Below are 25,506 nucleotides of genomic sequence, written 5' to 3' on the forward strand. Positions count from 1 at the left end.
GGGCTGTAAAGGTACCGGGTAACGGCACTGGGAAAAGGCCCGGCAGGGCCTTCAGCCGCCTTGGTATGGCTATTTTTCCCGGGAATTGCCACCGCCTTTTTCGGTCGGCGGCGTCGCCGGATGACGGCCCCAAGCCGCCGCAGCGGCTATTCTCCGCCGGTTTCCGACTGTGCGTCGGTATCCTCAGCGCCGTGTTCGGGCCGCCAGCGGGTCGGCCAGGGCAGGCCGATGTCCTCCAAATGGCAGCGCACCGCCTCGACTTCCAAGCGAATGGCGGCATCACCGGAAAACAGCAAGGTAATGGCCCGCGGCTCGCTGGTGATGGTCAGCAGGCTGAGGATCTCGTCCTTATCGCCGGGCGACATGCCTCGATAACGCACCCGCTCCACCTTGTCGAAGCAGATCCCGCTGTTGACCCGCTCAAAGGGCGGCGGGTCACCACTATCGTCAAAGGAGACGTCCTCGCCCTCCGGTGACGCCTCGGGGGCCGGTTGCGAGGGCGCGGACCGGGCCTCCGCATCGCCCAGTCCCTTCGGCCAGTGGAAGCGGTTGGCCACCATGACAAAGCGCTTTTCCTTCGCCAGAAAAGCCATATCCGCCTGCGGGATCAAGGCGTCCTGCAGCAAGGCAGCGACAACGTCCATATCCTCGGGGTCATGGGCGCGCAGCTTCAGCGGCTGGGATTCCGACATGATCGCCGCCCCTAGCCCGACGCCTGGCGGCGGGCGATCTCAGCCCCGCAGGCCGCCAGCTTCTGTTCCAGGCGCTCGTAACCGCGGTCCAGATGGTAGACGCGGTTCAGCACGGTTTCCCCTTCCGCCGCCAGCCCGGCCAGCACCAGGGAAACCGAGGCGCGCAGGTCGGTGGCCATGACCTCGGCACCGGTCAGGCGTTGCTGCCCGCGCACCATGGCCGAGGCACCGTGCACATTCACATTCGCACCCATACGAGTGAGTTCTGGCACATGCATGAAGCGGTTTTCAAAGATTGATTCGGTAATCATCGAGGCCCCCTCCGCAGTGGACATAAGGGCCATGGTCTGCGCCTGCAAGTCCGTCGGAAACCCGGGATAGGGCTCGGTCATCACATCGACCCCATGCACCTGGCCGTTGGCCCGGCGGACCTTCAGGCCGCGGTTGGTTTCCTGCACCTCGATACCGGCCTCCGTCAGCACCTTGATAACGGCGCTCAGATGGTCCGCGCGGCCACCGATCAGGTCGAGCTCACCGTTGGTAATGGCCGCCGCCATGGCGTAGGTACCGGTCTCGATGCGGTCGGCCACCACGCTGTGCTCAGCACCCTGCATCCTCTCGACGCCGCGTATGGTGATCCGGTCGCTGCCAAGCCCCTCGATTTCCGCCCCCATCTTGATGAGGCATTCGCCGAGGTCGATGACCTCCGGTTCGCGGGCGGCATTGAGCAGCTGCGTCTCGCCCTTGGCCAGGCAGGCCGCCATCAGCAGGTTTTCCGTCGCCCCCACCGATACCTTCGGGAACACCACCGGGGCGCCGACCAGCCCCCCGGGCGCGGCGGCGTAGATATAGCCTTCCTTCAGATCGATCTCGGCCCCCAGCAGTTCCAAGCCGTTCAGGTGCAGGTCCACCGGCCGGGTGCCGATCGCACAGCCGCCGGGCAGCGACACCTGCGCCCGCCCTTCGCGCGCCAGGATCGGGCCCAGCACCAGCACGGAGGCGCGCATCTTGCGCACCAGGTCATAGGGCGCCACGACCGAGGTGATGCGCTCGGCCCGGAGCTCCAGAACCCCGCCGTTGCTGCCGTTTTCAGCCCCGCCGTTCATGTGCAGGTTGACGCCGTGCTGGGCCAGCAGGCGGGCCATGGTAGAGATGTCGGCCAAGTGCGGCACGTTGGAGAGGCTCAGCGTCTCCTCGGTCAGCAGGCTGGCCGCCATCAGCGGCAGGGCCGCGTTCTTCGCGCCGCTGATCCGTATCTCGCCCTTCAGCGGCTTGCCGCCCTGGATAACGATCTGGTCCATAGTTTACTTGCCTCGCAACCGGCCAGAAGCGGCCGGCAGCCTTTTTTGTTCTTAAGATCTAGAGCCGCGGCAGGGTAACGCCGCGCTGGCCCATGTACTTGCCCGCCCGGTCTGCGTAGGACACGTCGGGCTCCGAAGCGCCCTTCAGGAAGAGGAACTGACAGCCCCCCTCGTTCGCATAGACCTTCGCCGGCAGCGGGGTGGTGTTGGAGAACTCCAGGGTCACGTGGCCCTCCCACTCCGGCTCCAGCGGCGTCACGTTCACGATGATTCCGCAGCGCGCATAGGTCGATTTGCCCAGGCAGATCACCAGCACATCGCGCGGAATACGAAAGTACTCTACCGTGCGCGCCAGGACGAAGGAGTTCGGCGGAATGATGCAGACATCGGTGTCGCGCTCAACAAAGCTCTGGTCCGAGAAATTCTTCGGGTCCACCAGGGCGTTGTCCACATTGGTAAAAATCTTGAATTCGCTGGCCACCCGCGCATCGTAGCCATAGGAACTGACGCCGTAGGAGATCACGCCGTCCCGGCGCTGCGCCTCGACATAGGGCTCGATCATGCCCTTGGTCTCGGCCATTTCGCGAATCCAACTATCCGGCATGATGGCCATGGCCGTCACGTTCCCCTCTGGTTGCGGTTCGTAAGCCCGGTCAGGGGCGGAATTCCAGCACAGACCGGGCGCTTCGGGATGGCGCGTTTCTACTGGAAAGACCGCCGATCCACAAGCGGGACAGGGCTGCTGCCACGATCCGCCCCCTCATTCGCCGGGCTGGCCGGCATCCGGCTTGCGGGTTCCGGCCGCCGCCGGCGCATCCGAATCCACCCGGCCGCGCTGCTGGGCCTTGCGCTTCCTCAGATTCTCACGCAGGGCGGCGGCGAGGCGCTGCTCGCGCTCCGCAGCCGAAGACGGCTTGGATCCGGCCTTAGGCCCGGCATTTTTGCTTGCTGACGGCATGGCGCGAGACTGCCCAGCGATTATGGCAAGGTCAAGGCTGCCCTGAGCCCCGCCTTAAGCCCGCTTTAACGCCGCGCCGCTAAAGACGTCCGGGCAAAGACTAACGGGCGCTGGCCGGGGCCGGAAAAGCCCGGTAAAGCCTTGCGGAACGCTCTTGCCAACGCGGATGACTGGTGGCATGTTCCGCGCGCATCAGGCAGATGCCTTGGCAGATGCTTCCAGTGCCGCCGTAGCTCAGGGGTAGAGCACACCCTTGGTAAGGGTGGGGTCGGGTGTTCAATTCACCCCGGCGGCACCATTTTCCCTTCTTGCCTCCCACAGTCGATTTGCGTTGCAGCATAGGCCGAGCCCTGCGCCACCGTCCTGGCTGCCGACCGGTTTGAGCATCCCTGCGAGTCCTACGAGATGCTATTGAGGAGATCGGGCCTTTTCCCTCAGGGCCCGGCACCGGCACAACAAGGCCGCCGTCCTTTCCCGTAACGCCCCTGGTCCCATGACGACCCTGCTGTCTTTCGCCGCGCTCTTTGCTTCGATCTTTCTGGTGCAGATGGGCTCCGGCTCCCTGGGGCCGCTGGATGCGCTTTCCGGCTCGGTCCTCGGCTTCAGTACCGAGGAGATCGGCCTGCTGGGCTCGGCCCATTTTCTCGGATTCTTCCTGGGGTGTTATGTGGCGCCCCGGCTGATCGGCGATATCGGTCATTCACGCACCTTCGCGGCGGCGGCGGCCATCGGGGCGATCGGCGCCCTGCTGCACCCGGTGCTTGAGGGGCCGCTCTATTGGGCGCTGCTGCGCGTGCTCACCGGCCTTGCCATCGCCGCGGCCTACACGGTGGTGGAAAGCTGGCTGCACGCCAAGACGGACAACCAGAACCGCGGCCGGGTCTATGGCATGTTCCGGGTGGTCGATCTGGTCGGCGGCATCGGCGCCCAAGGCTTCATCGCCATCCTGGAGCCGGCCAGTTACGTGGCCTACAACATCGTCGCCATGTTCTGCTGCATCTGCCTGCTGCCCCTGGCCCTGACCCAGCGCGCCGCGCCCAAAACCCCGACGGCGCCCCGGCTGCAGCCGATCAGGGCCCTGCTGCTCTCGCCCTCGGCAATTGCCGGCATCGTGGTCGCCGGGGTGACCAGCGCCGGCTTTCGCATGGTCGGCCCGATCTACGGGGTCGAGAACGCCCTGACCCAGGGCCAGATCGCCATCTTTCTCGCCTCCGGGATGCTCGGTGGCGTCGCCGCCCAGTATCCCGTCGGCTGGATCGCCGACAAGACCGACCGGCGTCTCGTGCTGCTCGGGCTTTCGGGTTTCGCGGCCGCCTCCTGCCTGGGCATCGCCTATCTGGTGACGCCGGGCGATGCGACGGCGATCTTTCTGGCGGCCTTTCTCTTTGGCACCACCGCCTTCCCGATTTATTCGGTCTCGGCAGCCTATGCCAACGACTTCGCCGAGCCCGACTTCGTGGTCGAGCTGAATGCCGCGCTGATCTTCTTCTTCTCCCTCGGCGCCATCGTCAGCCCGGCGATTTCGGCCTGGCTGATCGCCCTGGCCGGCGCCAATGCCCTGTTCCTCTTCATGGCCGTTACCCATCTTCTGCTGGTCGCCTTCACGCTCTACCGCATGACCCGCCGCCGCGGCGCCGAACCGCGCGAGCCCTACCGCTATCTGCCCCGCACCTCGATGATCCTCGGCCGCATGTTCAAGGCCGGCAATGGCGGCAACGCCAACCGCGAGGACTGACCCAAAGACGAAGCAGAGGTCTCAAGACGGCAGCCTTTGCCACAGACCACCGGCCGAGCGGTGGGCGCGCCGCCGCAACACCAAATCCGGGCGGCGCATGAGGAACCTGCGGTCCGGCGGGTTAAAGGGCTTGCCCAAAAACGCCGGCAGGCTGATGGCGATCAGGTAGCGCTGCTTGCTGGGGCCGTCCCGGCGTGGCAGCTTGCGGGCGCCCGCAACCTTTGCGTCTGTCCGGATCTTTCGATGCCCCCTGCCTCGCCGACCCTCAAAGCCATCGCCTGGATGATGGGTGCCCTGCTGTCTTTTGCGTTCATGACGATCTCCGTGCGGGAACTGACGGGGGAGATGCATGCCTTCCAGATGCTGTTCATCCGCAGCGCCATCGGCGTCTGCATACTGCTGCCCTTTCTGCAGCGCCAGGGTTGGGGGCAGATCCGCGTGGCGCATCTTGGCGGCCATGCCACACGCAACGTTATCCACTTCACCGGCCAGGTACTCTGGATCTCCGGCATCGCGCTGCTGCCACTGGCCACCGTAACAGCCCTGGAATTCACGGCGCCGCTCTGGGGTGGCGCGCTGGCCGTTCTGTTTCTGGGCGAGAAGATGAACCGCGGCCGCTGGATTGCCTTTGGCCTCGGCTTCGTCGGCGTCCTGGTGATCATCCGGCCGGGCTTCATCGAGGTCAGCGACGGCATTCTCATCATGCTGGCCTGCGCCTTCTTCTTCGGCGCCACCGGCGCGACCACGAAGTGGCTGACCCGCCGGGAGACGGCGCTGGCCATCGTCTTCTATATGGTGGCGATGCAGGCGGTCATGGGCGCCGTCGCCTCCAGCTTCGTCTGGACGCCGCCGGCCTGGCACCAGACACCCTGGCTTCTGCTGCTGGCGATCACGGGGCTGAGCGCCCACTACTGCCTGACCCGCGCCCTGGCCGCTGCCGATGCCACCTTCATCATGCCGATGGAGTTCCTGCGGCTGCCATTGATCGCCCTGTTCGCGTATCTGCTCTATGCAGAGGCTTTCGAGTTCATGACGCTGCTTGGCGCCGCCATCATCTTCTCCGGCAACTTCGTTTCGATCCGCCACGAAACACGGTCCGTGGTGCGCTAGAACGCGTCCCGACGCAAACAAGCGGTTGCCACAGCGCTTTATCCTGGGGCTCAATCGGTCCTGTCCCGCCCGAGAATCCGGAGAGCGCCACATGTCCTATGAAACAATCGACTACGATGTCAGAGATTCCGTCGCCTGGATCACCTTCAACCGGCCGGACCGTTTCAATGCCATGAACCCGGTCATGCTGCGCGAACTCTGCGACGTGGCCATCCGCTGTTCCAGCGACAAAGGGGTCCGCGCCGCGGTGCTGACCGGCGCCGGCGATCAGGCTTTCTGCGCCGGTGGCGACGTATCGGAGTTCGCCAGGCGTCTCGATGACATCGACCTGCTGGTGAAGGAGATGACCACCTACCTCCATGCCGCGATCTCACGCTTCGCCTGGATGCCTGCGCCGCTGATCGGCGCGGTCAATGGCGTCGCCGCCGGTGCGGGGCTCAGCGCCGTTGCCTTCTGCGATCTCGTGATCGCCTCAGAGGCGGCGACCTTCACCTCGGCCTACACCCAGATCGGCCTGACGCCCGACGGCAGTTCGACTTATTTCCTCAATCGTATCCTGGGTCCCCGCCGCACCATGGAGCTTTATCTCACCAACCGGGTGCTGAGCGCCCGGGAGGCACTGGATTGGGGCCTGGTGAACAAGGTGGTGGGCGCCGGGCAACTGACCGACGAAGCCGGAGCTCTGGCCACCAGCCTGGCCGCGGGGCCGACCCGCGCCTTCGGCGGCGTGAAAAAACTGCTACAGAGCACCGCGACCGAAAGCCTGGAAACCCAGATGGAGCGGGAAACCCGCTTCATCGCCGAGATGGCCACCAGCGCCGACGGCCAGGAAGGCATTCGCGCTTTCACCGACAAGCGCAAACCGACTTTCACCGGCCGCTGATCCGCCAAGCCGCTGATCGGGCAAACCGGCGCAGACCTTCTCTTTCAAACTCTTTCAAACCGAAATCCCAGTTCTTCCCGCTGACCTTCCCCGAACCTTTCTGGGGTTGCGGGGAATCGAATCTTGACCATTATGCAAATGCGAGTCATTTTCATTCGCATCTTTGGCTCTCCAGGAAAGCGCCCGTCCCATGGCTTCCACCTCCGCCCAGCACCGCAGCGCCGCCGAACAACCGCGCGCAGACCGACCACGCATCGTCGCCAACCTCACCTTTGCCGAAATCATCATCGTATGGGCCCTGCGGCACAGCCTCACCGACGCGGGGGCACAGCGCACCAGGGACGCACGGATCGCACCGGAATTCTCCCGGGCACTCGGTCTGGCACGGCTGGAGGAAAGCCTCACCTCCCTGGCTGTCCTGGCTCAGGGTCTTGCCCGGGCCGGTCGCCTCCCCCAAAGCGAGGCAGCGGTCAACGACGACCGTGTGACGGCACGCGAAGAAGCGGTCCTGGCCACGCTGTCCGCCCACCAGCACGGCGCCTCTGCGCTGGCAACCTGGCTAAGCGAGTGGCTGGTGGTGCAAACCGAACAGCAACGCTTCGCTACCGCCGCCCGGGTCCTGGCCGAAATCATGGCCGAGGCCGGACAGTTCCTGCCGCATCCACCGGCCGGTAAGCGACCGCCGACGACACCATCGGCGGCCCCTATCCAAAATAACCTCATAGCGCCAGCCGACGATAGGCGCCGCCCGGTCACTGGACGACAAGGCCTGACGGCAGCCGAACAGCACCTTCTGACCGGTCTGCGGCTCTGGGTTCAGGCTTTCAAAGAGGACGACGAACCTCTGGAAGCCGTGCGGCGACATTTTGGGCAACAGGCTGATGTCGATCCGGGGCTCAGCCTCCATGCGATCCTGCGCAATACGACCCTGACCGCCCTGCGCCCGATCGACGTGCGCTGCCGCAACTGCCCCGGCCTGTCGCCGGACGAAGCAAGGCTGCTCGACTGTATCGCGTGGCTGCAGCGCGGGGCCGCAGAGCCGGCAACAGCGGCGCTTGCCGCCTGGCTACCTCCGTCAGCCCTGCGCCTGTCTCTTGGCGCGGCGCGCAGTCTGGCAACCGGACTGATGCTGGACAACAGGGTGTTGCCGCTGCGCGATTGGGATTACCCGGCCCTTGAGGCGGCGGCCCATCCTCCAGCATCCCAGTCGGATGGCACAAGGCACGCCTTGGCGGCCTCACCCACCTTGCATTGATCTCGCCTACCAATACCAAACCAGAAACCCCTTAGAGAAAGGAGCGTCCATGATGCGCAGCGTCGGCGATGTTGTCCCGGAAGTAACCTTCAAGCTTCGTGAAGGCGGAGAATGGCTGGAGAAGACCTCGGCTGACTATTTCAGGGGCCGCAGCGTTGTGGTTTTCGCGCTTCCCGGCGCCTTTACACCCACCTGCTCCTCCACCCACCTGCCCGGCTATATGGCGCTGTCGAAAAACCTGAAAGCCATGGGCGTCGACGAGATCCTCTGCCTCTCGGTAAACGATGCCTTTGTCATGAATGCCTGGGCCAAGGACCAGGGTGTCGATGACGAGGTCGCCATGCTGCCGGACGGCAGCGGTCACTTCACCCGCGCCATGGGCATGCTGGTGGACAAGGATAATCTGGGTTTCGGCGAGCGGTCCTGGCGCTATTCGATGCTGGTGGTCGACGGCGTTATCAGCAAGATCTTCGCCGAAGACCGTAACGAGCCCGGCGACCCCTTCGCCGTCAGCGATGCAGTCACCATGCTGGACTTCATCAGCGAAACCGCCGGGCAGCAGGCCGCCAGCGCTTAGCGGACACCCTGTGGTGGCCGCCAGCCGCCGCTTTGACGCAGCTCAATGCGGCGGCGGCCCAAGCCGCTAGGCTTGTGGCGGTCATGATCGAAAACCGCCCGCCCTCAACGACCCCGCTGCCAACGACCGGGTCGCAACAAACCGCTTCCCGGCGGCCCGCCGCAGATCCCGGCGGCGACCAGAGCGAGGCCCTTGGTTTCCTGAACGATCCGGCGAGCTACGGCGCGGCGGTTACCGAGGTGCAGCGCATCGACACCCATGGCGCCATGGTCTTCCTGGCGGGCGACCGGGCCTACAAGATCAAGCGTGCCGTCCACTATCCCTACATGGATTTCTCGACACTTGAAAAACGGCACCGGGCCTGCGCGCGGGAGCTGGCTTTGAATGTCCGCACCGCGCCGACGCTCTATCGCAAGGTGATTGCCGTTACCCGCAACAAGGACGGCATTCTGTCTTTCGGCGGCGGCGGTACGCCGGTCGAGTGGGTCCTGGTCATGAAGCGTTTCAAGCAGGAACAACTGCTCAGCAACATCGCCGCCGCCGGCGGCCTGACCGACGAAATCGCCCGGGATCTGGCCGATACCGTCGCGGCCTTCCATCACACCGCGCCGCCGCCGAGCGACGATACCCTCAAGGGGGCCGAGTCCATCGAATGGGTGGTGGTGGAGAACAATCAGGAGCTCGCCGAGCGCGAGGATCTTTTCCCGCCGGTCCAGGCCGCCCGACTGGCAGAACTTTCCCTGGACCAACTGGCGCGCCGGTGGGCGCTGCTCGACAGCCGCTCCGAAAGCGGCCTCCTGCGCTTCTGTCACGGCGATCTGCATCTGCGCAACGTGGTACTGCTCGATGGCCGCCCGACACTCTTCGATGCCATCGAGTTCAATGACGCCATCGCCTGCATCGACGTGTTCTATGACCTCGCTTACCTGCTGATGGACCTGGAGCATCGCGGACTGCGACCCTTGGCCAACCTGGTCCTCAATCGCTATCTGCAGAAGCACGACGACCTTGAAGCCTTGTCGCTGCTGCCGCTGTTTCTGTCCGCGCGCGCCACCGTGCGGGCCAAGGTTGCGGCCAGCCTGGAAAAAATCGAGGACGATGGGCAGGCCATAAACGAACGCCGCGACGAAGCGCTGAGCTATTTCAACGAAGCGCTGCGGTTTCTCAGCCCCCCACCGCCCCGGCTGGTTGCCGTCGGCGGCCTCTCCGGCAGCGGCAAGACCAGCCTGGCGCAGGCTCTGGCACCGGCCCTGGGTGCCGCCCCCGGGGCCGTCCATCTGCGCAGCGACGTTTTGCGCAAGACCCTGGCCGGGGTGGACGAAGCGGTGCGCCTGCCCCCCTCCGCCTACAGCCGGGAAGCCGGCCAGGCCGTCTACGACAGCATGCTGGCAAAGGCGGGGCGGGTTCTCGCCGCCGGTCATTCGGTTGTCATCGACGGGGTCTTCGCCCGGCCGGAAGAACGCGCCGCCGCCGAGGCGCTTGCCCACAGCAGCGGCGCTGCCTTTGCCGGCTTCTGGCTGCAGGCGGACCCCGAAATCCTGACATCACGCGTTGAGCAGCGCCGCCACGATGCCTCCGACGCGACGGCCGCCGTGGTTCGCCAACAACTGATCTACGACCTGGGCGATGTCGACTGGACCCCGATCGATGCCGGCGCCTCGATCAAGGCTGTCGCAGATCAGGCACGCCGGCTGCTGAATCTGCCGGACTAACCTTCCCGCCTTTGCCGCTTGTTAATTTCTGCAGTGATAAATCTATGACCGCATTGCGGCAGGGTTGCTGTTTTGCTAATGGAACCGCCCGGTCGTCCTGACCTCATTTTTTTGAACCGAGCCTCATTTGAACACGACAGACAGAAGCCCCCCTCAAAGGGGGTGGAATATACGGCGCGCCGTAGCGTTATTGAAACAGAACGACAGCGGCGCAAGGCCGTGACGCAGACGGAGGCTAGACCATCATGACATCCACGACCGGCAATTTGCGGAACAGCGTCACCATTCAGCGGGACCTCGCCGACCTGGCGCTCGAGCTGATCGACAGGGTTGGTGTCGAAGGCGCCATCAACTACTGCCACAGCCTGGGCTGGGGCGGCGTTCTGGCCCAGATCGAAGCCATCCGCGCCCGGCGCCCGCAAGGCGAAGGGTGACTGCCAAACAGGCTGAATCCGCGGCCGTTAACAGGCTCCTAAAGCAAGGCATTTATCGTTAAGAGCATATATCTGTGTGAGATTGCTGCCCAAAGCAGCGTTTACAACAAGTCATAAAGGCTTGTTAAGGCCTCTCTCCCAAACTCCCCATCGTTTCGCAGCCGCGCTCTCTTGAGGGCGCGGCCAACGGGTCTTTGAGGAGCAGGAGATGGTAGAGACAAGCGGCCAGGACGGCCCCCGTTCGAACGACTCCGAGCAGGTCTTCGAGTCATCCAGCGGGCAGGACCCCGTCGTAATCAACTCACCGGCGCCCGGCCAGGAAATCTCGATCCCGGTCGGCGACACGGAACGCCTGCAGTTGCGGTTCGATCCGCTGACGGTGCAGGTCGCCCAGAGCGATGGCGACCTTCTTCTGCAGTTTCCGAACGGCGGCCAGCTCGCCCTGCGGGACTTCTCCAAAGAAGACAGTCCACCGGATCTCATCCTGCCGGACGGTTCACCGGTTGACGGCGAAGCGCTGCTGAAGCAGCTCGAAGAACTGATCTCCCTGCCGCCGCTCGAAACAGCGGCCGGCCCGGCGGCCCCGACGGGCAGCGGTGGCGGTTCTGTCTACCAGAGCAACCTCGGCGAGCTGATCGCCGGACTGCAGTCCGGTGCGGGTGCCACGGAGACGGGCTTCGCCTCCAACGTCGGCACCCCGGGTGGCGGCACGGCTCCGTTGGCCGATGACGACGGCGAGGTCTTTCCGACGGTCGAGAGTGAGGACAGCCCTCCGGTGCTGTCCTTCGCGCAGACCTTCGTGCCGCCGGCCAACCCGGTCGGGCCGGGCGCGGACCAATCGCTTTTCACCAAGAAATCCGACTCTGTCGATCTCAACGCCATCGACGTCGGTGGTTATCAGGACGGCACCCAGTACGACGCCGGCAAAGGCAACGACATCGTCATCCTGGCCGACGACTCGCGTCAGGCAATCGAAGCCGGCTTTGTCGAGGGCACAGAGTTCGACGCCGGTAGAGGCCACGACCTGGTGACCGGCGGCAGCCTTGCCGACCTGGTCGACGGCGGCCGGGGCAACGACACCCTGCTCGGCGGTATCGGCGACGACAGCCTGTTCGGTGCCCAGGGCAACGACAGCCTTGTCGGCGGTGTCGATGACGATCTGCTGCACGGCGGCGGCAACAATGACATCCTGCTGGGCGGGGTCGGCGACGACACGCTGATCGGCGGCAGCGGCCGCGACACCCTGGAAGGCGGTGACGGGAAGGATCTGCTGAACGGCGGCAGCAGCCACGACCTGCTGAAAGGCGATGCCGGCGCCGATACGCTCATGGGCGCCGGCGGACGCGACACCCTTGAGGGGGGCAGCGGCAACGATCTGCTGCTGGGCGGCAGCGGCAACGACAGCCTGCTGGGCGGTGCCGACAACGATCAACTCTTCGGCAGCCACGGCCGCGACACCTTGGATGGCGGCTTGGGCGACGATTTTCTGAACGGCGGCGGCAGCAACGATCTTCTGCTCGGCGGCCTCGGCGACGATACGCTGCTTGGCGGCTCCGGACGCGACACCTTGGACGGCGGGCTTGGCGACGACGTCATGGCCGGCGGCAACGGCCGCGACGTCTTCTCCTTCTCGCTGGCCGAAAATCAGGGCGATGACGTTATTCTCGACTTCCGTACCGGTAACAACGGCGACCGCCTGGAACTGTCGGATCTGCTCAACGTCAACGGCGACGGCACTATCGACATCGCCGATCTCGACGCCGGCGGGCACAACGTCAGCGGCACGGCGGACTCGGTGGTCATCACCTTCGAGCAAGGCGGCAGCCTGACCCTCGAAGGGCTGGACGGCAGCAGCGTGGATTCCTTCCAGGACCTGCTGGACATCAAGGTGAACATCGACATCTCCTGACCGGAACGGTCAACCGGCCAGCGACTCTTTTGCGTCGGATCAGGCAAAAGGGGCTACCCCTTCTGTACGGCTTGTCCTTCGCGGGCGGTCTAGGCAGTCTGAGCCTGCGCCGAACATCGATGCTTCCAATCGACTCCTCTTCGGCGCGTTCGATTTGCCTGACACTCCCTGTTCGAAAACTCCCCCGGCGCCAAGCGCCGGGGGCTTTCTTTCGCACAGATACGGATCACCCCAGCAGGAAACCCTCACCCAGAGGATCGTCGGGTTCCAGGGTGAAGCGGGCCTCGCCGCTGTAGTGGGCCTTGCCCGCAACCTCGACGACGACGGCGCGGTGGTGGCCGACAGTCGTCTCCTCCACCGCCGTGGCTGTAAAACACGCGCCGGTGACGCTTTCGAAAGTACGAGTCTGGCCGAGGGCGATTTCACCGCGCGTCCACTGCAGCGCGACGCGCGCGGTCACGCCGGAACCTGTCGGGCTGCGATCAACCTGGCGGCCGGCGAAGACGCAGACGTTCCGGCTCGCATCGGCCTCATAGGCATCGCGGCCATCGGTAAAAATGGTGCCATAGAGAAAAGCGAGATCCGGATCGTCGGGATGCGCCAACGAAATCTCCGCGGCTGCCGCGGTGATCGCTTCGCCGGCATCGCTGAGCGCGCGCACCGAAGACGCTGCCACCTCCAGGCCGATACTGTCGGCGGAGAGCAGCGCATAGAAAGCGCCGCCATAGGCAATGTCGATTTCAAGAGGACCCCAATCGCGGGTATCGACCATCACCTGGCGGGCAAAGGCAAAAGCCGGTACCGAACGGAACCGCACCCTCCCGGCCCTGCCGTTCTCGACCGAGACAAGAGTGCGTACCAGACCACAGGGACACTGAATATTGACGGCGGTGTCGGGCTCCTGCGCCGCCACAAGGCCACTGTCTACCGCCCAGCGGCCGAGGGCGATAACAGCGTGACCGCACATGGTGGAATAGCCCTCGTTGTGCAGGAACAGCACGGCGAGATCGGCCTCCGGATGGTCGGGCTCCACCAGGACCGCGCCGTACATGTCGGCATGACCGCGCGGTTCGAACATCAGGAGGCAACGCAGGGCGTCGTGCCGGTCGCGCGCGTCGCGGCGCTTCTCCAGCAAAGTCGCGCCGAACAACGGCGGATAACCCGAGGTGACGATGCGTACCGGCTCACCGCCGGTATGCATCTCAACAGTGGTGATAGAGGGCGCTGCTATTGGAAGAGGCTCAGCGGCCATGCCTTCCTCTGCTCGATCTTCACCGGTTCGTCATAAAACCCGACCCGGCGGTTTTCCTCCCCCGGCAGGGCCTGCGCATGGCAATCGACGTCCGCCAGGGTGCGATAGCAATCGCGCTCGGCATAGGTGAGGCGTGGCAACGGATCGCGGGCACAGGCAGACAACACCAGAACAAGCGACAGCCCCAGAAACCCGAAGCGGGCAATAGGAAATCCCCGTTGCATGATTTAACCTTCCTTGTTACTCCCGAAGGCCTCTGTGAGCCTTGGCCCACAGCATAGCCTCGGCGCCGCCCCGGACAAAGCCGCAAAGGAAGCCCCCATGGTCGATCGCTTGTTAACCAACATCATGGTTACGGATCTGCAGACTAGCCGGGATTTCTATACCGCGCTGTTGGACCTGAAGGTCCATTTCGACAGCGACTGGTATGTGATTCTGACGGATCGGGCGGCGCAGAGTTTCGAACTGGGGCTGATCGGACGCGATGACGACCTCATCCCGGCCGAACAGCGCGGCAGCCCCGCCGGGCTCTATCTCACCTTCGTGGTCGCCGATGCCGATGCCATCTATCAGCGGGCGCTCACGCAAGACTGCAGGATCGTCAAGGCGCCACACGATACCTTCTACGGTCAGCGGCGCTTTCTGGCGCTCGACCCCGACGGTCTGATGATTGATGTCTCGGCACCGACCGCGCCGCCGCCGAGCGAGGCTTAGGGGAACGGGACATGACCGACCCCGACGGCAACATCCTCTGCTTCGGTTCGGACCACGAAGCGGCGTAGGGGGCTCAAAGCCCGGAAAAAGGCGCCAGGGCCACCAAGGTCTCACTCGGCAGCCCGGCAATCCAATCGCCGTCACGATACCGAAGATCGACAACCCAGCGAAAGATCATAGCGATCACCTTCCGGCACGACGCAAGGAACCAGGCGACCTCCCTCAGATCGGATCATGTTTGGTCGAAACCACTTCGTGGATTCGACCAAACATGATCCGATCGACATCAAACAGTTAGAGCAGATTCATCTGCTCTAGAGACACCGCAGGGCGGGAAGGTCGCCTGGAACCCGCAACGTCAGCCGTCGATCCTGTCAACTACCTTCGGCAGATCATCGGCCGGACCCCATTCCGCCCAGGAGCGGTCGTAGCTGCGCACCCGGGGGTAACCGAGCAGACGCAGCGTAAAGTAGCTGTGCGCAGCCGCCTTGCCGTTCTGACAATGCACCGCCACGTTTTTGTCGGGGGTAACGCCAAGGCCGGCGAAATGCGCCAGCAGCACCGAGGCCGGTTTCAGGGTGCCGTCACCCGCCAGATTCTGCTTCCACGGAATGGACTGCGCCCAGGGAACATGACCGGCGTGGTAAAGCTTTTCCGGCCGCACGTCGATCACGATCACAGAGTTATCGCCCTCGCGGTCCAGCAGCCAGTCCGCCGTCGCCAGACGCCGCGGTGTGGGCGTGTAGGCAAAGACTTTTGCAGTTACCGCCGGCGCCTCTGTTGTGACATCGCGGCCTTCTGCTTCCCACTTCGGTAATCCGCCGTTCAGGACGCTGGCCTGGCGATGACCGAAGTACTCGACCATCCAGAAAAGGCGCGCGGCATGGAAGCCGCCCTCGTCGTCGTAGAAGACCACCGGCGTGTCTTTGTCGATCCCCCGTTCGCCGAGCATGGCGGCCAGCGTTTCATGAGGCAACAGATCGCCCTCAACGTGGCTGTCCGGATCGATCACATCGTCGGCGCCCAGATGAACGGCCCCCGGTATGTGGGCCTCGTCGTAGGCTTCTTTGGGGCGCACATCGACGACGCTGACCGGCCCCGATTCCATCATCACCGAAAGGGCTTTGGTGTCGGTCAGCAGATCGGCGTTGGCGTAGCCTTTGTCCGCCGCCTGACTGGCGCAGGCCGTAAGCGCGGCCAGGGCAAACGGGGCCAGCAGGCGACCAAGTTTCAAATTGAGTAGTCTCACAATAGGCTCCTTTTTCATTATTGTCGGCCGACCCGCTAAGCCAGCGGATCGTTCAAATAAGGACGGCTTGCTGCCGTCTGGGCTTGCTTGTTGCCGTGGTGTCTCTGGCGGCCAGATCCAACCTGCCTTGTCCTAGGCCTGGGGTTTCTGCGCCCTGGCGAACAGGACAGAAGTGTCGAAAGAGATGATCTGGTTGTCCGCCACCCAACGTACGCTTTCCTGGTGCAGTTCCTCCGCGTCCTCCGGCGACAACTGATCGACGGTCCAGCACAGGCCGGAGCCGAGCACGACGGTCCACCAGTCCTCGGGATCGGCCAGACTTTGCCAGTCTCTGCGCTCTTCGACCTCGATGTTCTTCGCGCCGCCGGCCTGCAGCACCTCGCGCAAGGCAGGGGCGCTGCCGATACGCTCCCAGGGATTGCAGACGCGGCGCAGCTCAGGCCGACGTCGCTCAACCTCATCCCAGAACGGCCCAACACAGGGTTCGAGAAAACGCGGCGTCCAGGAAGTCACGGCGAACAGGCCACCCGGGCGCAGCATGCGCCACAGCTCGGCAACCTGCCGCTCCATATCGGGTACAAAGAAGACGGAGAAGACGCTGATCACGGCGTCAAAATGCATGTCCGGAAAACCGAGATCCGTCATATCGCCACGGCGGAACTCGACATTAGCGAGGCCCTGGTCCTGCGCCCTCGCCCGGGCCCGGCTCAGCATGTTCTCCGCCAGATCCACGGCGATCACCCGGCCGCGCGGGCCGATCCGCTCGGCGGCCGGTATCGCCGATGCACCGGTCCCACAGCCGACATCGAGAACCGAAGCGCCGAGCGTCAGATTCAGCCGCTCCACCGTGCCGCGGCCGTGACGCGACCAGAAAGCGTTGGAGCCCGCATCGAATAGGTCTGCGGCTGAGTTATAGGTGGCTTCGGCTTTCGCCTTGGCCGCTTCCAAGTCGTTTTGCATTCCCAGGTACTTTCTTCAGACGAGTAAACCCGTGCCGTCCCTTGGCGGTTCCGGCACGGTCTATAGCAATGCGGTTCTGTCGCTCCGCTACAACGGCTGTGCGACAATGCGCAGATAGGGCCGCGGCGCCCGCCAGCCATCGGGGAACATCTTGCGGGCCGCGTCGTCCTTCAGCGACGGCACGATGATCACGTCCTCACCCTGCTTCCAGTTCACCGGAGTGGCCACGGAATGGGTGGCCGTCAACTGCAGGGAGTCAACCACCCGCAGGATCTCATCGAAGTTCCGCCCGGTGCTCATGGGATAGATGAGCATCAGCTTGATCTTCTTGTCCGGCCCGATCACGAAGACCGTCCGCACCGTCGCGTTGTCAACCGCCGTGCGTCCGTTGGCAGTGTCGCCGGCACCCGCTGGCAGCATGCCATAGAGCTTGGCGACCTTCAGATCGGAATCGCCGATCAGCGGGTAGTTCGGGGCGTAACCCTGGGTCTCCTCAATATCTGAAGCCCAAAGCTGATGATCGCCAACCGGATCGACGCTGAGGCCGACGACCTTCACATTGCGCTTGTCGAATTCGGGCTTCAGTTTGGCCATGTAGCCCAGCTCGGTCGTGCAGACAGGCGTGAAGTCCTTGGGATGGGAAAACAGCACCGCCCAGCCATCGCCGATCCAGTCATGGAAGCTGATTGGCCCTTCGGTGGATTGTGCCGTAAAATCGGGGGCAGTATCGCCCAATTGTAACGCCATGATTCTTCCTTATTATCTCATTGGTTCTGAGTCTGTTGATCTCACTTGCAACGCGCGGCAGATCGAAAACCGCGCCGTCTGTGGTCGCGCAATAGAGCGGCCGGCCAACGTGAAAACCTGAAGAAAACAAAAGGATTTTGTGAAGATTTGCCCCTGACGGAATCGTCGTGGGTCAACGCCCCGGCACTCAAGACAGGCGCCCGTCACGCGCCTGCTGCTCACGCAGTTGTGACCCGGGCACCCCAAATTAGGCGCAGACAGAAATCCAACAGAAACATTGGATAATCAGGATCCCTGACCCCAAGGGCATTCGGAAACGAGGGCGCTGTGGGAGCACCCTCGGGACATCAGATTCGCCCGGATGGGAGGGCGCATTGAGAACATTTCAAATCGGAGACTGGCTGGTTGATCCGGCGACGCGGCGGATCAGCCAAGGTCACAGTTCACAGCGACTTTCACCGAAAGCGCTTCAGGTTCTGATCGTGCTGGCTGAGGCCGGCGGGGCTGTAGTCACCCGCCATGCGCTGCTCGACCGGGTATGGTCGGGGGTGTCGGTCTGCGAGGAGGTGCTGACCCAGGCAATCACGGAACTACGCCGCGCCTTCGGCGACAGCGCCCGAATGCCGCGCTTCTTCGAGACGGTCCATAAGTCCGGATACCGGCTTCTGCTGTCGGTGCGGCACTCTGCCGGGCCGGAGAACGAGTTCAACAAACCCCTGCCTTTCCCCGCTTCAACCTTGGCAGAAGTCGAGACGGGCAATCTGGATCTGGACAGCTACGTCCTCTTCCTTCAGGGCTGCCAGGCCTTCAACCGTGGCGGCGCGGTCAACACCCATGCCGCGGCGGCAATGTTTTCCGAGGTGATCGACGCCGAACCCGGTTATGCGCCGGCCTATGCGGGGTTGGCCCGAACGCTCGCCTTCATCAACATGTACTACGATCCTTGCAAGGACAGCCTGTTACGCGCTTCCCAGGCCTGCGAGACCGGACTGGGTCTCGCCCCCTCCAGCCACGAAAACCTGGCGGCGCAAGGCATTGTCTATTCCGCAGCCGGCGATGCGCGGCGCAGCTACGCCAGCTTCAAGACCGCACTGCGCTGCCGGCCGGACTGCGGTCTCACCCACTATCTGCTGGGCCGGGCCTGTTTCGCCGCGGGCGATTTCACGCTGGCTGCGACGATTCTGGAGCAAGCGGCGCGGCTGAACCCGGAGGATTTCCATTCCCTGGTGCTGGCGGCCAAGGCACGGCGTCGGCTTGATGACCCTCAGGGTGCCAGAGCCGACCTGGTCCGCGCCCTGGCGCGGATCGAACAGTACCTCCTCGCCGATCCGGATGACTTTCGCGCGCTTGCCGACAAAGCCTGTTGCCTTGTCGAACTCGGCGAAAAGGAAAGGGCTTTTGAGCTGGCCGAGACGCTGTTCCGGCACAGCGATCCTATGTCCTACTATGTCGTCTGTTTCCTGGCGCGAGCCGGCGAAACCGCCCAGGCCATCATGCTTCTTGAAGACGTGGTCGAAGCCGGCTGGTCACATGAAGCCGTGCTCAAGGTCGACCCCGACGTGGATACCCTGCGCGGCGAAATGCGCTTCCGCCGCATCGAGCAATCCCTGCAGGCTCATTGAGTTGGGATCGTCGTCCGGTTAGAGCAACTTCCACTCACCCGAAGCGGTCTTGCAGCGGTCGAAGATGTAGCGAAAAGTGTCGGCCACTTTCTCGACCCTGATATCGTGCTGCAGGCGCCGGCAGGTCAGCCCCTTGTGCTCGAAGATATTGATCAACTGGACAGCGCCGGTGTTGCCGCTGGCCTCGTTCGACCAGGTCTCGACGGTGCCGACTTCGGCAGTCTCACCCTCATAGAGCCGGGCCCCGGCCGCGCGCAGCAGGGCGATGTCTTCCGACGACAGCTCAAAGCCCGAGCGCTTGAAAGGATTGAGTTGCGCCTGAGCCGGCAGCGCCAGACTGGTCAGGATAACAGAGGCCGCTAAAGCCCGGGCGATTGTCTTGAACACGCGTTTCCCCTTGGGTTGATGGCGCTTTGACCAACGATTCAGATCCAAACAGTACCACGACAATCCCGGCAGTCACTACCTCTGCTCAACCGCGCGACGCCGACGGCCCGTCGCCCATACAATAGTGCCGATCAGCCCTTCGGCCCGGCCAGAAACCATATGATCAGGCCAAGCAGCGGCAGGAGCAGGATCAACACAATCCAGAAAACCTTGGCGCCCGTGGAGGCGCCGCTCTGCACCGTTTTGACAATGGCCCAGACGTTCGCCACCAGCAACAGCAGGCCGAAGATCCCACCAACTTCGATTCCCATCATTATGGCCTTTCCTTGGAGATTGGAGATTGCTGGTTATGACACGCCCACCCTTTGCGGGAAAGTGCACCCAAGGGAAAGACCGACGCTAGAGCAGATCCTGGTCGGATGGAATCGCCGGAGGCGATCCATCGACCGGGTGAATCTGCTCTAACTGTTTGATGGCGATCGGATTCGCATGTTTTGACGGAACCACTTCGTGGTTGCGCCAAAACATGCGAATCCGATCTAGTCACGGGCCGTGAATATCGCCACCCGGCCGCGCAGACGCAGATCCACCTTGGCAAAATGATCGGAGAGCCCTTTGCGCAGGCCGGCCTCGTCATCCTCGGCATTGCCGAAGATACTCTTCGACGCATAGATATCCATGATCTTCCGGCCGAAGAGGTTGTGTTCGACCCCGCGCCCAAGAATGGCGGCCCCGAAGAGGCAGCCCCCCGGCGCCAGATGCGCCTTCAGGTGCCCGAAGGCAACGGCCTTGCGCGCCATCGGGCCGGGCAGGCAATGCAGCAGATACATGATACCGATGGAGCGGAACGGCGCTGCATCTATGGCAATAGGCTCAAGGACATTGGCGCGATAGATCTCCGGCGCATAGCGCGCAACACGGCGCGACGCGGTATCAAGACATGTCTGGTTCAGGTCCAGAAGGCCCAGTCGCGGCTTTGCCGTCGGAAAGCGGCAGCGGTCCAGAAAGAACCCGGTGGCCACCCCGGCATCCAGGTGGTTGTCGCTGACGTTCTCGTCATAAAGCGCCAGCAACTCGCTGGTCGGGCAGTTCCAGAGAAGACGGTTGGAAAAGCTGAGGACAAAGAAATCATAGAGTCGCAGGCTGGCCGGCGTGTAGACCGCCTGACCGGGCAGAGCATCCGCAACGCCGGTGACCGGCAGGCTCGCGTCGTGGTGATCGGTCATGGCCTTGTGCCTTTCTAACCCTTGATGTCAACAACCACGCGGCCGCGCACCTGCCCTTTGAGGATATCGCTGCCGAGGGTCAGGAGATCGGCCAGCTTTGCCTCGTTGATCATGCCGTCCAGTCGGTCCATCGGCAGATCCTTTACAAGCCGCGCCCAGGCGGCCTTGCGCCGTTCCAGCGGACACATCACCGAATCGATGCCCAGCAGATGCACCCCGCGCAGCAGGAAGGGCAATACCGTCGTGTCCAGCTTGCTGCCGCCGGCGAGCCCGACCGCGGCGACCGATCCGCCGTAGGCGATCTGCGGCAGCACGCAGGACAGGGTCGAACCGCCGACGGAATCGATGCAGGCCTGCCAGCGTTCTCGGTCCAGCGGGCGGCCCGAAGGTTCGGCGATCTCGGCGCGGTCGATCAGGCTCGTCGCGCCGAGGCCTTTCAGGTAGTCATGGGTCTCTGCACGGCCGGTGGAAGCCGCCACCGGGTAGCCCAGCTTGCTTAGGATCGCGATGGCGACAGAGCCGACGCCCCCGGCGGCGCCGGTCACCAGCACCTCACCCTTGGCGGGATCGAGGCCGTGCTCTTCCAGTGCCATCACCGCCAGCATCGCCGTGAAGCCCGCCGTACCGATGGCCATGGCCCGCTTGCCCGAGAGGCCTTCAGGCAAGGGCACCAGCCAGTCGCCCTTCACCCGCGCCTTTTCGGCATAGCCGCCCCAATGCATTTCGCCGACGCGCCAACCGGTCAGCACCACGGCATCGCCGGCTTTGTAGTCGGGATGGCTGCTGTCCTCCACTCTGCCGGCAAAGTCGACGCCGGGCACATGGGGATAGTTGCGCACCAAACGGCCGACCCCATTCAGCACCATGCCATCCTTGTAGTTCAGGGTCGAATAGTCGACGGCAACAGTCACATCGCCCTCGGGCAACTGACTGTCTTCCAGTTCGGCCAGCTCAGCCGATACCTTTCCTTCGTTCTCCTGCAAAAGGATCGCCTTGAACACGCCCGTTCCTCTCATGTTTCTTTTCGTCTTCCGGCCGGCCTGCCACTCAGGCCGGCACCCACTCCTGCAGGACCAGTTCCAGGGTAATGCAGATGGGATTCTCGCCCCGGCGGAAGCGCCCGCCATAGACCTGTGCCTTGCCGTCAGCAATGGTGCCGCGCAGATCGGCAACCACTTCGCCGTCGGCGCCGCTGCGCAGCTCGCCGTTCAAAGTCAGGATTTCAATACCCGGCCCGGCGACCTCGATAACCCTATCGCCGGCTTCCAGCACCGCATCGACAAGGCTGCCGACGGCGGAGCGGACGATGGCATGTTGCAGGCCGTGCTCCCGGCAAGCAGCCTCCACGGCGGTCACCAGATCCTCATTGGGCCGGATGCGTACGACGGCGATGCGCTCCAACCGCCCTTCTTCGAAGGTCGCTGTCTCGCTCATGCCGGAATCTTTCGCGGCTGGAACAGCGGATAGTTGGTCTCGCTGTCATAAGCGGCGGCGAAGGCCGCTTCGCGCAGTGGCGTGGCCAGGGCAACGGCGCCACTGGCCCCGAGAAGGCAGTCGCCCGGCGGCAGGTGCCCGCCGTGCAGCCCGCCATCGGCATCGACCACCACCGCGTGGCAGTGCAGCAGGATGTCGCCGTCAGGTCCGGGCCCCAGAATGCCGTTGGCACCCAGCAGGGTGACCGGCCCCGCCAGCCAGGTCGGCGGGCCATAGGTGGCGACACGCGCGCCGCTGGGGTCTTCGGCCCCGGTCAGATAGGCCATGCGGGCAATGTCGGCGGACAGCACCTGGACCGCGGCATGGGTGATGCCACGCGCCGCCAAGGCGCCGACCAGGCCGCTCAACAGATCCTGTCCGGAAGCCAGGCGCACCCGCAGGTCCAGGGCCGGCGCCGCCCACTCCAGCAGGCGGCGCGGCTGCAGCGGCGTGCCCGGCTGGACCAGGGTTCTCATTGCGCCGCCACCTCGGCCAGGTCGCCGCGGGCAAAAAGCTCGTTCCGGATCAAGTGCTTGGGCACCTTGCCGTAGCCGGACTTCGGCAATTCGGCCCAGAAGAACACGCGACGGGGTTGCTTGTAGCGCGCCAGCTTGTCTTTCAGGAAGGCCAGCAATTCCGCTTCGTCAGCCGCCTGCCCCGCCTCCAGGACGACAACCGCAATTCCGGTCTCTCCCCATTCCGGATCGGGGACGCCGAGGATCGCCACCTCGGCCACCGCCGGGTGGGTCAGGAGCACCTCTTCGGCCTCGCGCGGGTAGACGTTGGAGCCGCCGGAGATGTACATGTCCGACGCCCGCCCGGTGATGTAGAGGAAACCGCGTTCGTCCAACCGCCCCAGATCGCCGGTGTGGAACCAGCCGTCTTTCAGTGCCTTGGCATTGGCTTCCGGATTGTCGTGATAGCCTGCGAAGACCGCGGGGCCGCGCACGCAGATTTCGCCCTGTTCACCGGCACCAAGGCGTTTGCCCTCCGCATCCTTGATCGCGATCTCCATGCCGGTGCGCGCAAACCCGCAGGAGCCGACCGGCATCGCGTCGTCGTCCAGGCTGTGGGCTTCGCGCGGCAGCACGGTGATATTGCCGGTCACCTCGCCCAGGCCGTAGTACTGCACGATCACCTTGCCGAGTTTTTCCAACGCCTCTTTCTGGTCGGCCCGGTACATCGGCGCCCCGGCGTAGATGACATAGCGCAGCGAGCTGTGGTCGAAATGATCCACCGCCGGGTGGCGCACCATGCGGGTCAGAATGGTCGGCACGGTGAACATGTTGGTGATGCGGTGTTCCTGCACCAGCCGCCAGACCTCTTCCTCATCGAAGCGGTCGCCCGCCAGCATCACCGACTTGGCGCCGCGCGCGACCTGGGACAGCGCATGTGCCCCGGCGCCGTGGCTGAGCGGCGCGACCACCAGGGAAGCATCGTCGGGGCCCGTGCCGGGCATCAGGTCGGCCAGATGATTGTTCACCACGAAAGCCAACTGCCCATGGGTCAGCACCGCTGCCTTGGGCCGCCCGGTGGTGCCGGAGGTGTAGAAGAACCAACAGGGATCGCCATGGTCGACCTCAGCCTCCGGCTCAGAGGCCCCCAAGGCATCGGCGACCAGCCCATCGAAGGAAAGCTCATCTGCGCGCGGCTGGCCGATCGCGACAATCAGCTTCAGCATTTTGGAGGCCGCCTGTACCGCATCGGCGTGGGCCGGAAAGGCGTCGTCGTAGATCAAGGCCTTGGCGCCTGAGGCGGTGGCGAGATAAGCAACCTCCGGCGGGGTCAGGCGATAGTTCGTCGGCACCCAGACAGCGCCCAGCTTGAAAGCCGCCCAGAGCGATTCGAAAAGCTGGTTGCTGTTGCGCGCCTGCACCAGGATCGGATCGCCCTTGACGATGCCGCGCTGGCGCAGGGCGGCGACCAGAGCGTCCACCCGGGCATCGGTCTCGGTCCAGCTCCAGCTCTGCGCGCCCCAGACCAGGGCCGTGCGGTCGGGCAGGCGCCGCGCCGTGTCCGACAGCAGGCGCCCGAGATTCATCACGTTGCCCATGGCCGCTCTCCCCGAAAACCCCGGCTCAGCGCAGGGGTTCGAGGATCGAGACGTAGTTGGCGACGGCGGCGCCGCCCATGTTGAAGATGCCGCCCAGCCTGGCGCCCTTCACCTGCATGTCCGCCGCCGTGCCGGTCAGTTGCATCGCCGTCATGACATGCATCGAAACGCCGGTCGCACCGATCGGGTGCCCCTTGGACTTCAGGCCACCGGAGGGATTGATCGGCAGCTTGCCGTCTTTCTCGGTCCAGCCTTCGGCGATGGCCCTTGCGCCCTGCCCGCGCTTGGTCAGGCCCATGGCTTCGTACTCCAGCAACTCGGCAATGGTGAAGCAATCGTGGGTTTCGACGAAACTCAAGTCCTCCAAGGTCACCGCGCCGGCTTCCAGGGCCTGGTTCCAGGCCTGCTCGCAGCCTTCGAAGAGGGTGATGTCGCGCTTGCTCATGGGCAGGTAGTCGTTCACCTGCTGGGCGGCGCGGAAGACCACGGCCTTCTGCATGGAAAGCGCCGTCTCGACATCGGTCAGCACCAGGGCCGCGGCGCCGTCGGACACCAGGGAACAGTCGGTACGTTTCAGCGGACCGGCCACCAGCGGGTTCTTGTCGGAGACCGCGCGGCAGAAGTCGTAACCCAGGTCCTTGCGCAACTGGGCCAGTGGATTGGCGACGCCGTTGCGATGGTTCTTGGCGGCGATCCGGGCCAAAGCATCCGACTGATCGCCGTGTTTCTGAAAATACTGCTGGGCGATCAAGCCGAAGACACCGGCAAAGCCGCCCTCAATCTCGCCGTCTTCTTTCAGGTAAGAGGCTTTCAGCAATACATCGCCGATTTCCTTGCCGGGAATACCGGTCATCTTCTCGACGCCGACGACCAGAACGAAGCGCGCCGACTTGGCGGCAATCGATTTAAGACCCTGGTGGATCGCCGCCGAGCCGGTGGCACAGGCATTCTCCACCCGGGTTGCCGGCTTGAAGCGGAAACGCTCGTCGAACTGCAGGACCAGAGAGGACGGAAAGGCCTGTTGCGAGAAACCCTCGTTGAAGTGACCGACGACGATCTCATCGACCTCGTCCGGCCCGATCCCGGCATCGTCCAAGGCCTGGGTTGCGACCCGGCCAATCAGGGATTCGACGTCGTCGCCCTCATGCTTGCCGAACGGGGTGTGGCTCCAGCCAACGATACAGGCGGTCATCTGTCATCTCCTGTGAATTTGCGCAGCGCACAATAGCAAAGCCCGCGGGGAGCGTACAGCGACAG

General features: G+C 64.2%; 27 protein-coding genes and 1 tRNA gene. 11 read left to right on the plus strand and 17 right to left on the minus strand.

The genetic code is table 11. The features are described 5' to 3' along the window. Nucleotides 1–146: 146 nt before the first annotated feature. From HBA54_RS19760 to HBA54_RS19775, 4 genes are all read right to left on the minus strand, one after another. Nucleotides 147–692: a DUF2948 family protein gene (locus HBA54_RS19760; protein WP_167227861.1), complete on the minus strand. Its 546-nt coding sequence runs from the start codon at nucleotides 690–692 to the stop codon at nucleotides 147–149. A gap of 11 nt (nucleotides 693–703) precedes the next feature. Next, on the minus strand, nucleotides 704–1,993 hold the full coding sequence (gene murA, locus HBA54_RS19765) for a UDP-N-acetylglucosamine 1-carboxyvinyltransferase (protein ID WP_167227863.1): 1,290 nt from the start codon (nucleotides 1,991–1,993) through the stop codon (nucleotides 704–706). A 58-nt stretch (nucleotides 1,994–2,051) separates the two neighbouring features. Then, the gene (gene dcd, locus HBA54_RS19770; protein WP_167227942.1) at nucleotides 2,052–2,606 is read right to left on the minus strand and encodes a dCTP deaminase; all 555 of its coding nucleotides are present in this window, start codon (nucleotides 2,604–2,606) and stop codon (nucleotides 2,052–2,054) included. A 147-nt stretch (nucleotides 2,607–2,753) separates the two neighbouring features. Then, nucleotides 2,754–2,951, minus strand: a complete 198-nt coding sequence (locus HBA54_RS19775) for a hypothetical protein (protein WP_167227864.1) — start codon at nucleotides 2,949–2,951, stop codon at nucleotides 2,754–2,756. Between the two features lie 223 nt (nucleotides 2,952–3,174). On the opposite strand from HBA54_RS19775, the gene HBA54_RS19780 reads away from it, so the two are divergent. The 9 genes from HBA54_RS19780 to HBA54_RS19820 all read left to right on the plus strand — a co-directional run bounded on the left by HBA54_RS19780 (nucleotide 3,175) and on the right by HBA54_RS19820 (nucleotide 12,566). After that, a tRNA-Thr gene (locus HBA54_RS19780) sits at nucleotides 3,175–3,249 on the plus strand. Nucleotides 3,250–3,444: 195 nt separating this feature from the next. Next, the gene (locus tag HBA54_RS19785) at nucleotides 3,445–4,686 is read left to right on the plus strand and encodes an MFS transporter (RefSeq protein WP_167227865.1); all 1,242 of its coding nucleotides are present in this window, start codon (nucleotides 3,445–3,447) and stop codon (nucleotides 4,684–4,686) included. A 243-nt stretch (nucleotides 4,687–4,929) separates the two neighbouring features. Then, nucleotides 4,930–5,796, plus strand: a complete 867-nt coding sequence (locus tag HBA54_RS19790) for a DMT family transporter (protein WP_167227866.1) — start codon at nucleotides 4,930–4,932, stop codon at nucleotides 5,794–5,796. Between the two features lie 91 nt (nucleotides 5,797–5,887). Next, complete coding sequence (locus HBA54_RS19795) at nucleotides 5,888–6,679, plus strand: enoyl-CoA hydratase/isomerase family protein (RefSeq protein WP_167227867.1); 792 nt, start codon at nucleotides 5,888–5,890, stop codon at nucleotides 6,677–6,679. Nucleotides 6,680–6,869: 190 nt separating this feature from the next. Next, nucleotides 6,870–7,934: a hypothetical protein gene (locus tag HBA54_RS19800; RefSeq protein ID WP_167227868.1), complete on the plus strand. Its 1,065-nt coding sequence runs from the start codon at nucleotides 6,870–6,872 to the stop codon at nucleotides 7,932–7,934. 49 nt (nucleotides 7,935–7,983) lie between these two features. Next, entirely contained in the window at nucleotides 7,984–8,511 is a 528-nt protein-coding gene (locus HBA54_RS19805; RefSeq protein ID WP_167227869.1) for a peroxiredoxin, read from the plus strand. Between the two features lie 83 nt (nucleotides 8,512–8,594). After that, on the plus strand, nucleotides 8,595–10,223 hold the full coding sequence (locus HBA54_RS19810) for a bifunctional aminoglycoside phosphotransferase/ATP-binding protein (protein ID WP_167227870.1): 1,629 nt from the start codon (nucleotides 8,595–8,597) through the stop codon (nucleotides 10,221–10,223). 245 nt (nucleotides 10,224–10,468) lie between these two features. Further along, a complete protein-coding gene (locus tag HBA54_RS19815) occupies nucleotides 10,469–10,657 on the plus strand; it encodes a hypothetical protein (RefSeq protein WP_167227871.1) in 189 nt (62 codons plus the stop codon). A 208-nt stretch (nucleotides 10,658–10,865) separates the two neighbouring features. Then, nucleotides 10,866–12,566: a calcium-binding protein gene (locus HBA54_RS19820; protein ID WP_167227872.1), complete on the plus strand. Its 1,701-nt coding sequence runs from the start codon at nucleotides 10,866–10,868 to the stop codon at nucleotides 12,564–12,566. A 226-nt stretch (nucleotides 12,567–12,792) separates the two neighbouring features. Here the strand turns inward: HBA54_RS19820 and HBA54_RS19825 are convergent, their stop codons facing one another. Together HBA54_RS19825 and HBA54_RS19830 are read right to left on the minus strand one after the other, a co-directional pair. Continuing rightward, the gene (locus HBA54_RS19825) at nucleotides 12,793–13,818 is read right to left on the minus strand and encodes a proline racemase family protein (protein ID WP_240932780.1); all 1,026 of its coding nucleotides are present in this window, start codon (nucleotides 13,816–13,818) and stop codon (nucleotides 12,793–12,795) included. Beyond that, complete coding sequence (locus tag HBA54_RS19830; protein ID WP_167227873.1) at nucleotides 13,794–14,042, minus strand: hypothetical protein; 249 nt, start codon at nucleotides 14,040–14,042, stop codon at nucleotides 13,794–13,796. Before HBA54_RS19830 ends, HBA54_RS19825 begins: the two co-directional genes overlap by 25 nt. A 97-nt stretch (nucleotides 14,043–14,139) precedes the next feature. On the opposite strand from HBA54_RS19830, the gene HBA54_RS19835 reads away from it, so the two are divergent. Further along, nucleotides 14,140–14,532, plus strand: a complete 393-nt coding sequence (locus HBA54_RS19835; RefSeq protein ID WP_167227874.1) for a VOC family protein — start codon at nucleotides 14,140–14,142, stop codon at nucleotides 14,530–14,532. A 358-nt stretch (nucleotides 14,533–14,890) separates the two neighbouring features. On the opposite strand, the gene HBA54_RS19840 is transcribed toward HBA54_RS19835, so the two are convergent. The 3 genes from HBA54_RS19840 to HBA54_RS19850 all read right to left on the minus strand — a co-directional run bounded on the left by HBA54_RS19840 (nucleotide 14,891) and on the right by HBA54_RS19850 (nucleotide 17,488). After that, nucleotides 14,891–15,781, minus strand: a complete 891-nt coding sequence (locus tag HBA54_RS19840) for a sulfurtransferase (RefSeq protein ID WP_167227875.1) — start codon at nucleotides 15,779–15,781, stop codon at nucleotides 14,891–14,893. Nucleotides 15,782–15,913: 132 nt separating this feature from the next. Beyond that, nucleotides 15,914–16,741, minus strand: a complete 828-nt coding sequence (locus HBA54_RS19845) for a class I SAM-dependent methyltransferase (RefSeq protein ID WP_167227876.1) — start codon at nucleotides 16,739–16,741, stop codon at nucleotides 15,914–15,916. 87 nt (nucleotides 16,742–16,828) lie between these two features. Continuing rightward, nucleotides 16,829–17,488 carry a peroxiredoxin gene (locus HBA54_RS19850; protein ID WP_167227877.1) on the minus strand — a complete coding sequence of 220 codons (660 nt, stop codon included), beginning with the start codon at nucleotides 17,486–17,488 and terminating at the stop codon, nucleotides 16,829–16,831. A gap of 374 nt (nucleotides 17,489–17,862) precedes the next feature. Between HBA54_RS19850 and HBA54_RS19855 the strand changes: the two genes are divergently transcribed. After that, nucleotides 17,863–19,110, plus strand: coding sequence for a winged helix-turn-helix domain-containing protein (locus HBA54_RS19855; RefSeq protein WP_167227878.1), 1,248 nt, complete (start codon nucleotides 17,863–17,865; stop codon nucleotides 19,108–19,110). An 18-nt stretch (nucleotides 19,111–19,128) separates the two neighbouring features. Here HBA54_RS19855 and HBA54_RS19860 read toward each other — a convergent pair whose 3' ends face one another. The 8 genes from HBA54_RS19860 to HBA54_RS19895 form a co-directional block, all read right to left on the minus strand. After that, nucleotides 19,129–19,497: a hypothetical protein gene (locus HBA54_RS19860; protein WP_167227880.1), complete on the minus strand. Its 369-nt coding sequence runs from the start codon at nucleotides 19,495–19,497 to the stop codon at nucleotides 19,129–19,131. 131 nt (nucleotides 19,498–19,628) lie between these two features. Continuing rightward, nucleotides 19,629–19,811 carry a PLDc N-terminal domain-containing protein gene (locus HBA54_RS19865; protein ID WP_277345403.1) on the minus strand — a complete coding sequence of 61 codons (183 nt, stop codon included), beginning with the start codon at nucleotides 19,809–19,811 and terminating at the stop codon, nucleotides 19,629–19,631. A 225-nt stretch (nucleotides 19,812–20,036) separates the two neighbouring features. Beyond that, entirely contained in the window at nucleotides 20,037–20,723 is a 687-nt protein-coding gene (locus HBA54_RS19870; RefSeq protein WP_167227882.1) for a class I SAM-dependent methyltransferase, read from the minus strand. A 14-nt stretch (nucleotides 20,724–20,737) separates the two neighbouring features. Then, entirely contained in the window at nucleotides 20,738–21,724 is a 987-nt protein-coding gene (acuI, locus tag HBA54_RS19875; protein ID WP_322096076.1) for an acrylyl-CoA reductase (NADPH), read from the minus strand. Between the two features lie 46 nt (nucleotides 21,725–21,770). Next, on the minus strand, nucleotides 21,771–22,157 hold the full coding sequence (locus HBA54_RS19880; RefSeq protein WP_167227886.1) for a PCC domain-containing protein: 387 nt from the start codon (nucleotides 22,155–22,157) through the stop codon (nucleotides 21,771–21,773). After that, nucleotides 22,154–22,672: a PCC domain-containing protein gene (locus HBA54_RS19885; protein WP_167227888.1), complete on the minus strand. Its 519-nt coding sequence runs from the start codon at nucleotides 22,670–22,672 to the stop codon at nucleotides 22,154–22,156. Before HBA54_RS19885 ends, HBA54_RS19880 begins: the two co-directional genes overlap by 4 nt. Beyond that, a complete protein-coding gene (locus HBA54_RS19890) occupies nucleotides 22,669–24,249 on the minus strand; it encodes an acyl-CoA synthetase (RefSeq protein WP_167227890.1) in 1,581 nt (526 codons plus the stop codon). Before HBA54_RS19890 ends, HBA54_RS19885 begins: the two co-directional genes overlap by 4 nt. A gap of 25 nt (nucleotides 24,250–24,274) precedes the next feature. Further along, nucleotides 24,275–25,441: an acetyl-CoA acetyltransferase gene (locus tag HBA54_RS19895; RefSeq protein WP_167227892.1), complete on the minus strand. Its 1,167-nt coding sequence runs from the start codon at nucleotides 25,439–25,441 to the stop codon at nucleotides 24,275–24,277. Nucleotides 25,442–25,506 lie beyond the last annotated feature (65 nt).

The organism is Pelagibius litoralis (assembly GCF_011683915.1).
In the GTDB taxonomy this organism is placed as follows: Bacteria; Pseudomonadota; Alphaproteobacteria; order Kiloniellales; family Kiloniellaceae; genus Pelagibius; species Pelagibius litoralis.

Coding starts and splice junctions, on each gene's coding strand:
- HBA54_RS19760 (WP_167227861.1), bottom strand. CDS start 692: ATGTCGGAATCCCAGCCGCTGAAGCTGCGCGCCCATGACCCCGAGGAT.
- murA (WP_167227863.1), bottom strand. CDS start 1,993: ATGGACCAGATCGTTATCCAGGGCGGCAAGCCGCTGAAGGGCGAGATA.
- dcd (WP_167227942.1), bottom strand. CDS start 2,606: ATGGCCATCATGCCGGATAGTTGGATTCGCGAAATGGCCGAGACCAAG.
- HBA54_RS19775 (WP_167227864.1), bottom strand. CDS start 2,951: ATGCCGTCAGCAAGCAAAAATGCCGGGCCTAAGGCCGGATCCAAGCCG.
- HBA54_RS19785 (WP_167227865.1), top strand. CDS start 3,445: ATGACGACCCTGCTGTCTTTCGCCGCGCTCTTTGCTTCGATCTTTCTG.
- HBA54_RS19790 (WP_167227866.1), top strand. CDS start 4,930: ATGCCCCCTGCCTCGCCGACCCTCAAAGCCATCGCCTGGATGATGGGT.
- HBA54_RS19795 (WP_167227867.1), top strand. CDS start 5,888: ATGTCCTATGAAACAATCGACTACGATGTCAGAGATTCCGTCGCCTGG.
- HBA54_RS19800 (WP_167227868.1), top strand. CDS start 6,870: ATGGCTTCCACCTCCGCCCAGCACCGCAGCGCCGCCGAACAACCGCGC.
- HBA54_RS19805 (WP_167227869.1), top strand. CDS start 7,984: ATGATGCGCAGCGTCGGCGATGTTGTCCCGGAAGTAACCTTCAAGCTT.
- HBA54_RS19810 (WP_167227870.1), top strand. CDS start 8,595: ATGATCGAAAACCGCCCGCCCTCAACGACCCCGCTGCCAACGACCGGG.
- HBA54_RS19815 (WP_167227871.1), top strand. CDS start 10,469: ATGACATCCACGACCGGCAATTTGCGGAACAGCGTCACCATTCAGCGG.
- HBA54_RS19820 (WP_167227872.1), top strand. CDS start 10,866: ATGGTAGAGACAAGCGGCCAGGACGGCCCCCGTTCGAACGACTCCGAG.
- HBA54_RS19825 (WP_240932780.1), bottom strand. CDS start 13,818: ATGGCCGCTGAGCCTCTTCCAATAGCAGCGCCCTCTATCACCACTGTT.
- HBA54_RS19830 (WP_167227873.1), bottom strand. CDS start 14,042: ATGCAACGGGGATTTCCTATTGCCCGCTTCGGGTTTCTGGGGCTGTCG.
- HBA54_RS19835 (WP_167227874.1), top strand. CDS start 14,140: ATGGTCGATCGCTTGTTAACCAACATCATGGTTACGGATCTGCAGACT.
- HBA54_RS19845 (WP_167227876.1), bottom strand. CDS start 16,741: ATGCAAAACGACTTGGAAGCGGCCAAGGCGAAAGCCGAAGCCACCTAT.
- HBA54_RS19850 (WP_167227877.1), bottom strand. CDS start 17,488: ATGGCGTTACAATTGGGCGATACTGCCCCCGATTTTACGGCACAATCC.
- HBA54_RS19865 (WP_277345403.1), bottom strand. CDS start 19,811: ATGATGGGAATCGAAGTTGGTGGGATCTTCGGCCTGCTGTTGCTGGTG.
- HBA54_RS19870 (WP_167227882.1), bottom strand. CDS start 20,723: ATGACCGATCACCACGACGCGAGCCTGCCGGTCACCGGCGTTGCGGAT.
- HBA54_RS19880 (WP_167227886.1), bottom strand. CDS start 22,157: ATGAGCGAGACAGCGACCTTCGAAGAAGGGCGGTTGGAGCGCATCGCC.
- HBA54_RS19885 (WP_167227888.1), bottom strand. CDS start 22,672: ATGAGAACCCTGGTCCAGCCGGGCACGCCGCTGCAGCCGCGCCGCCTG.
- HBA54_RS19890 (WP_167227890.1), bottom strand. CDS start 24,249: ATGGGCAACGTGATGAATCTCGGGCGCCTGCTGTCGGACACGGCGCGG.
- HBA54_RS19895 (WP_167227892.1), bottom strand. CDS start 25,441: ATGACCGCCTGTATCGTTGGCTGGAGCCACACCCCGTTCGGCAAGCAT.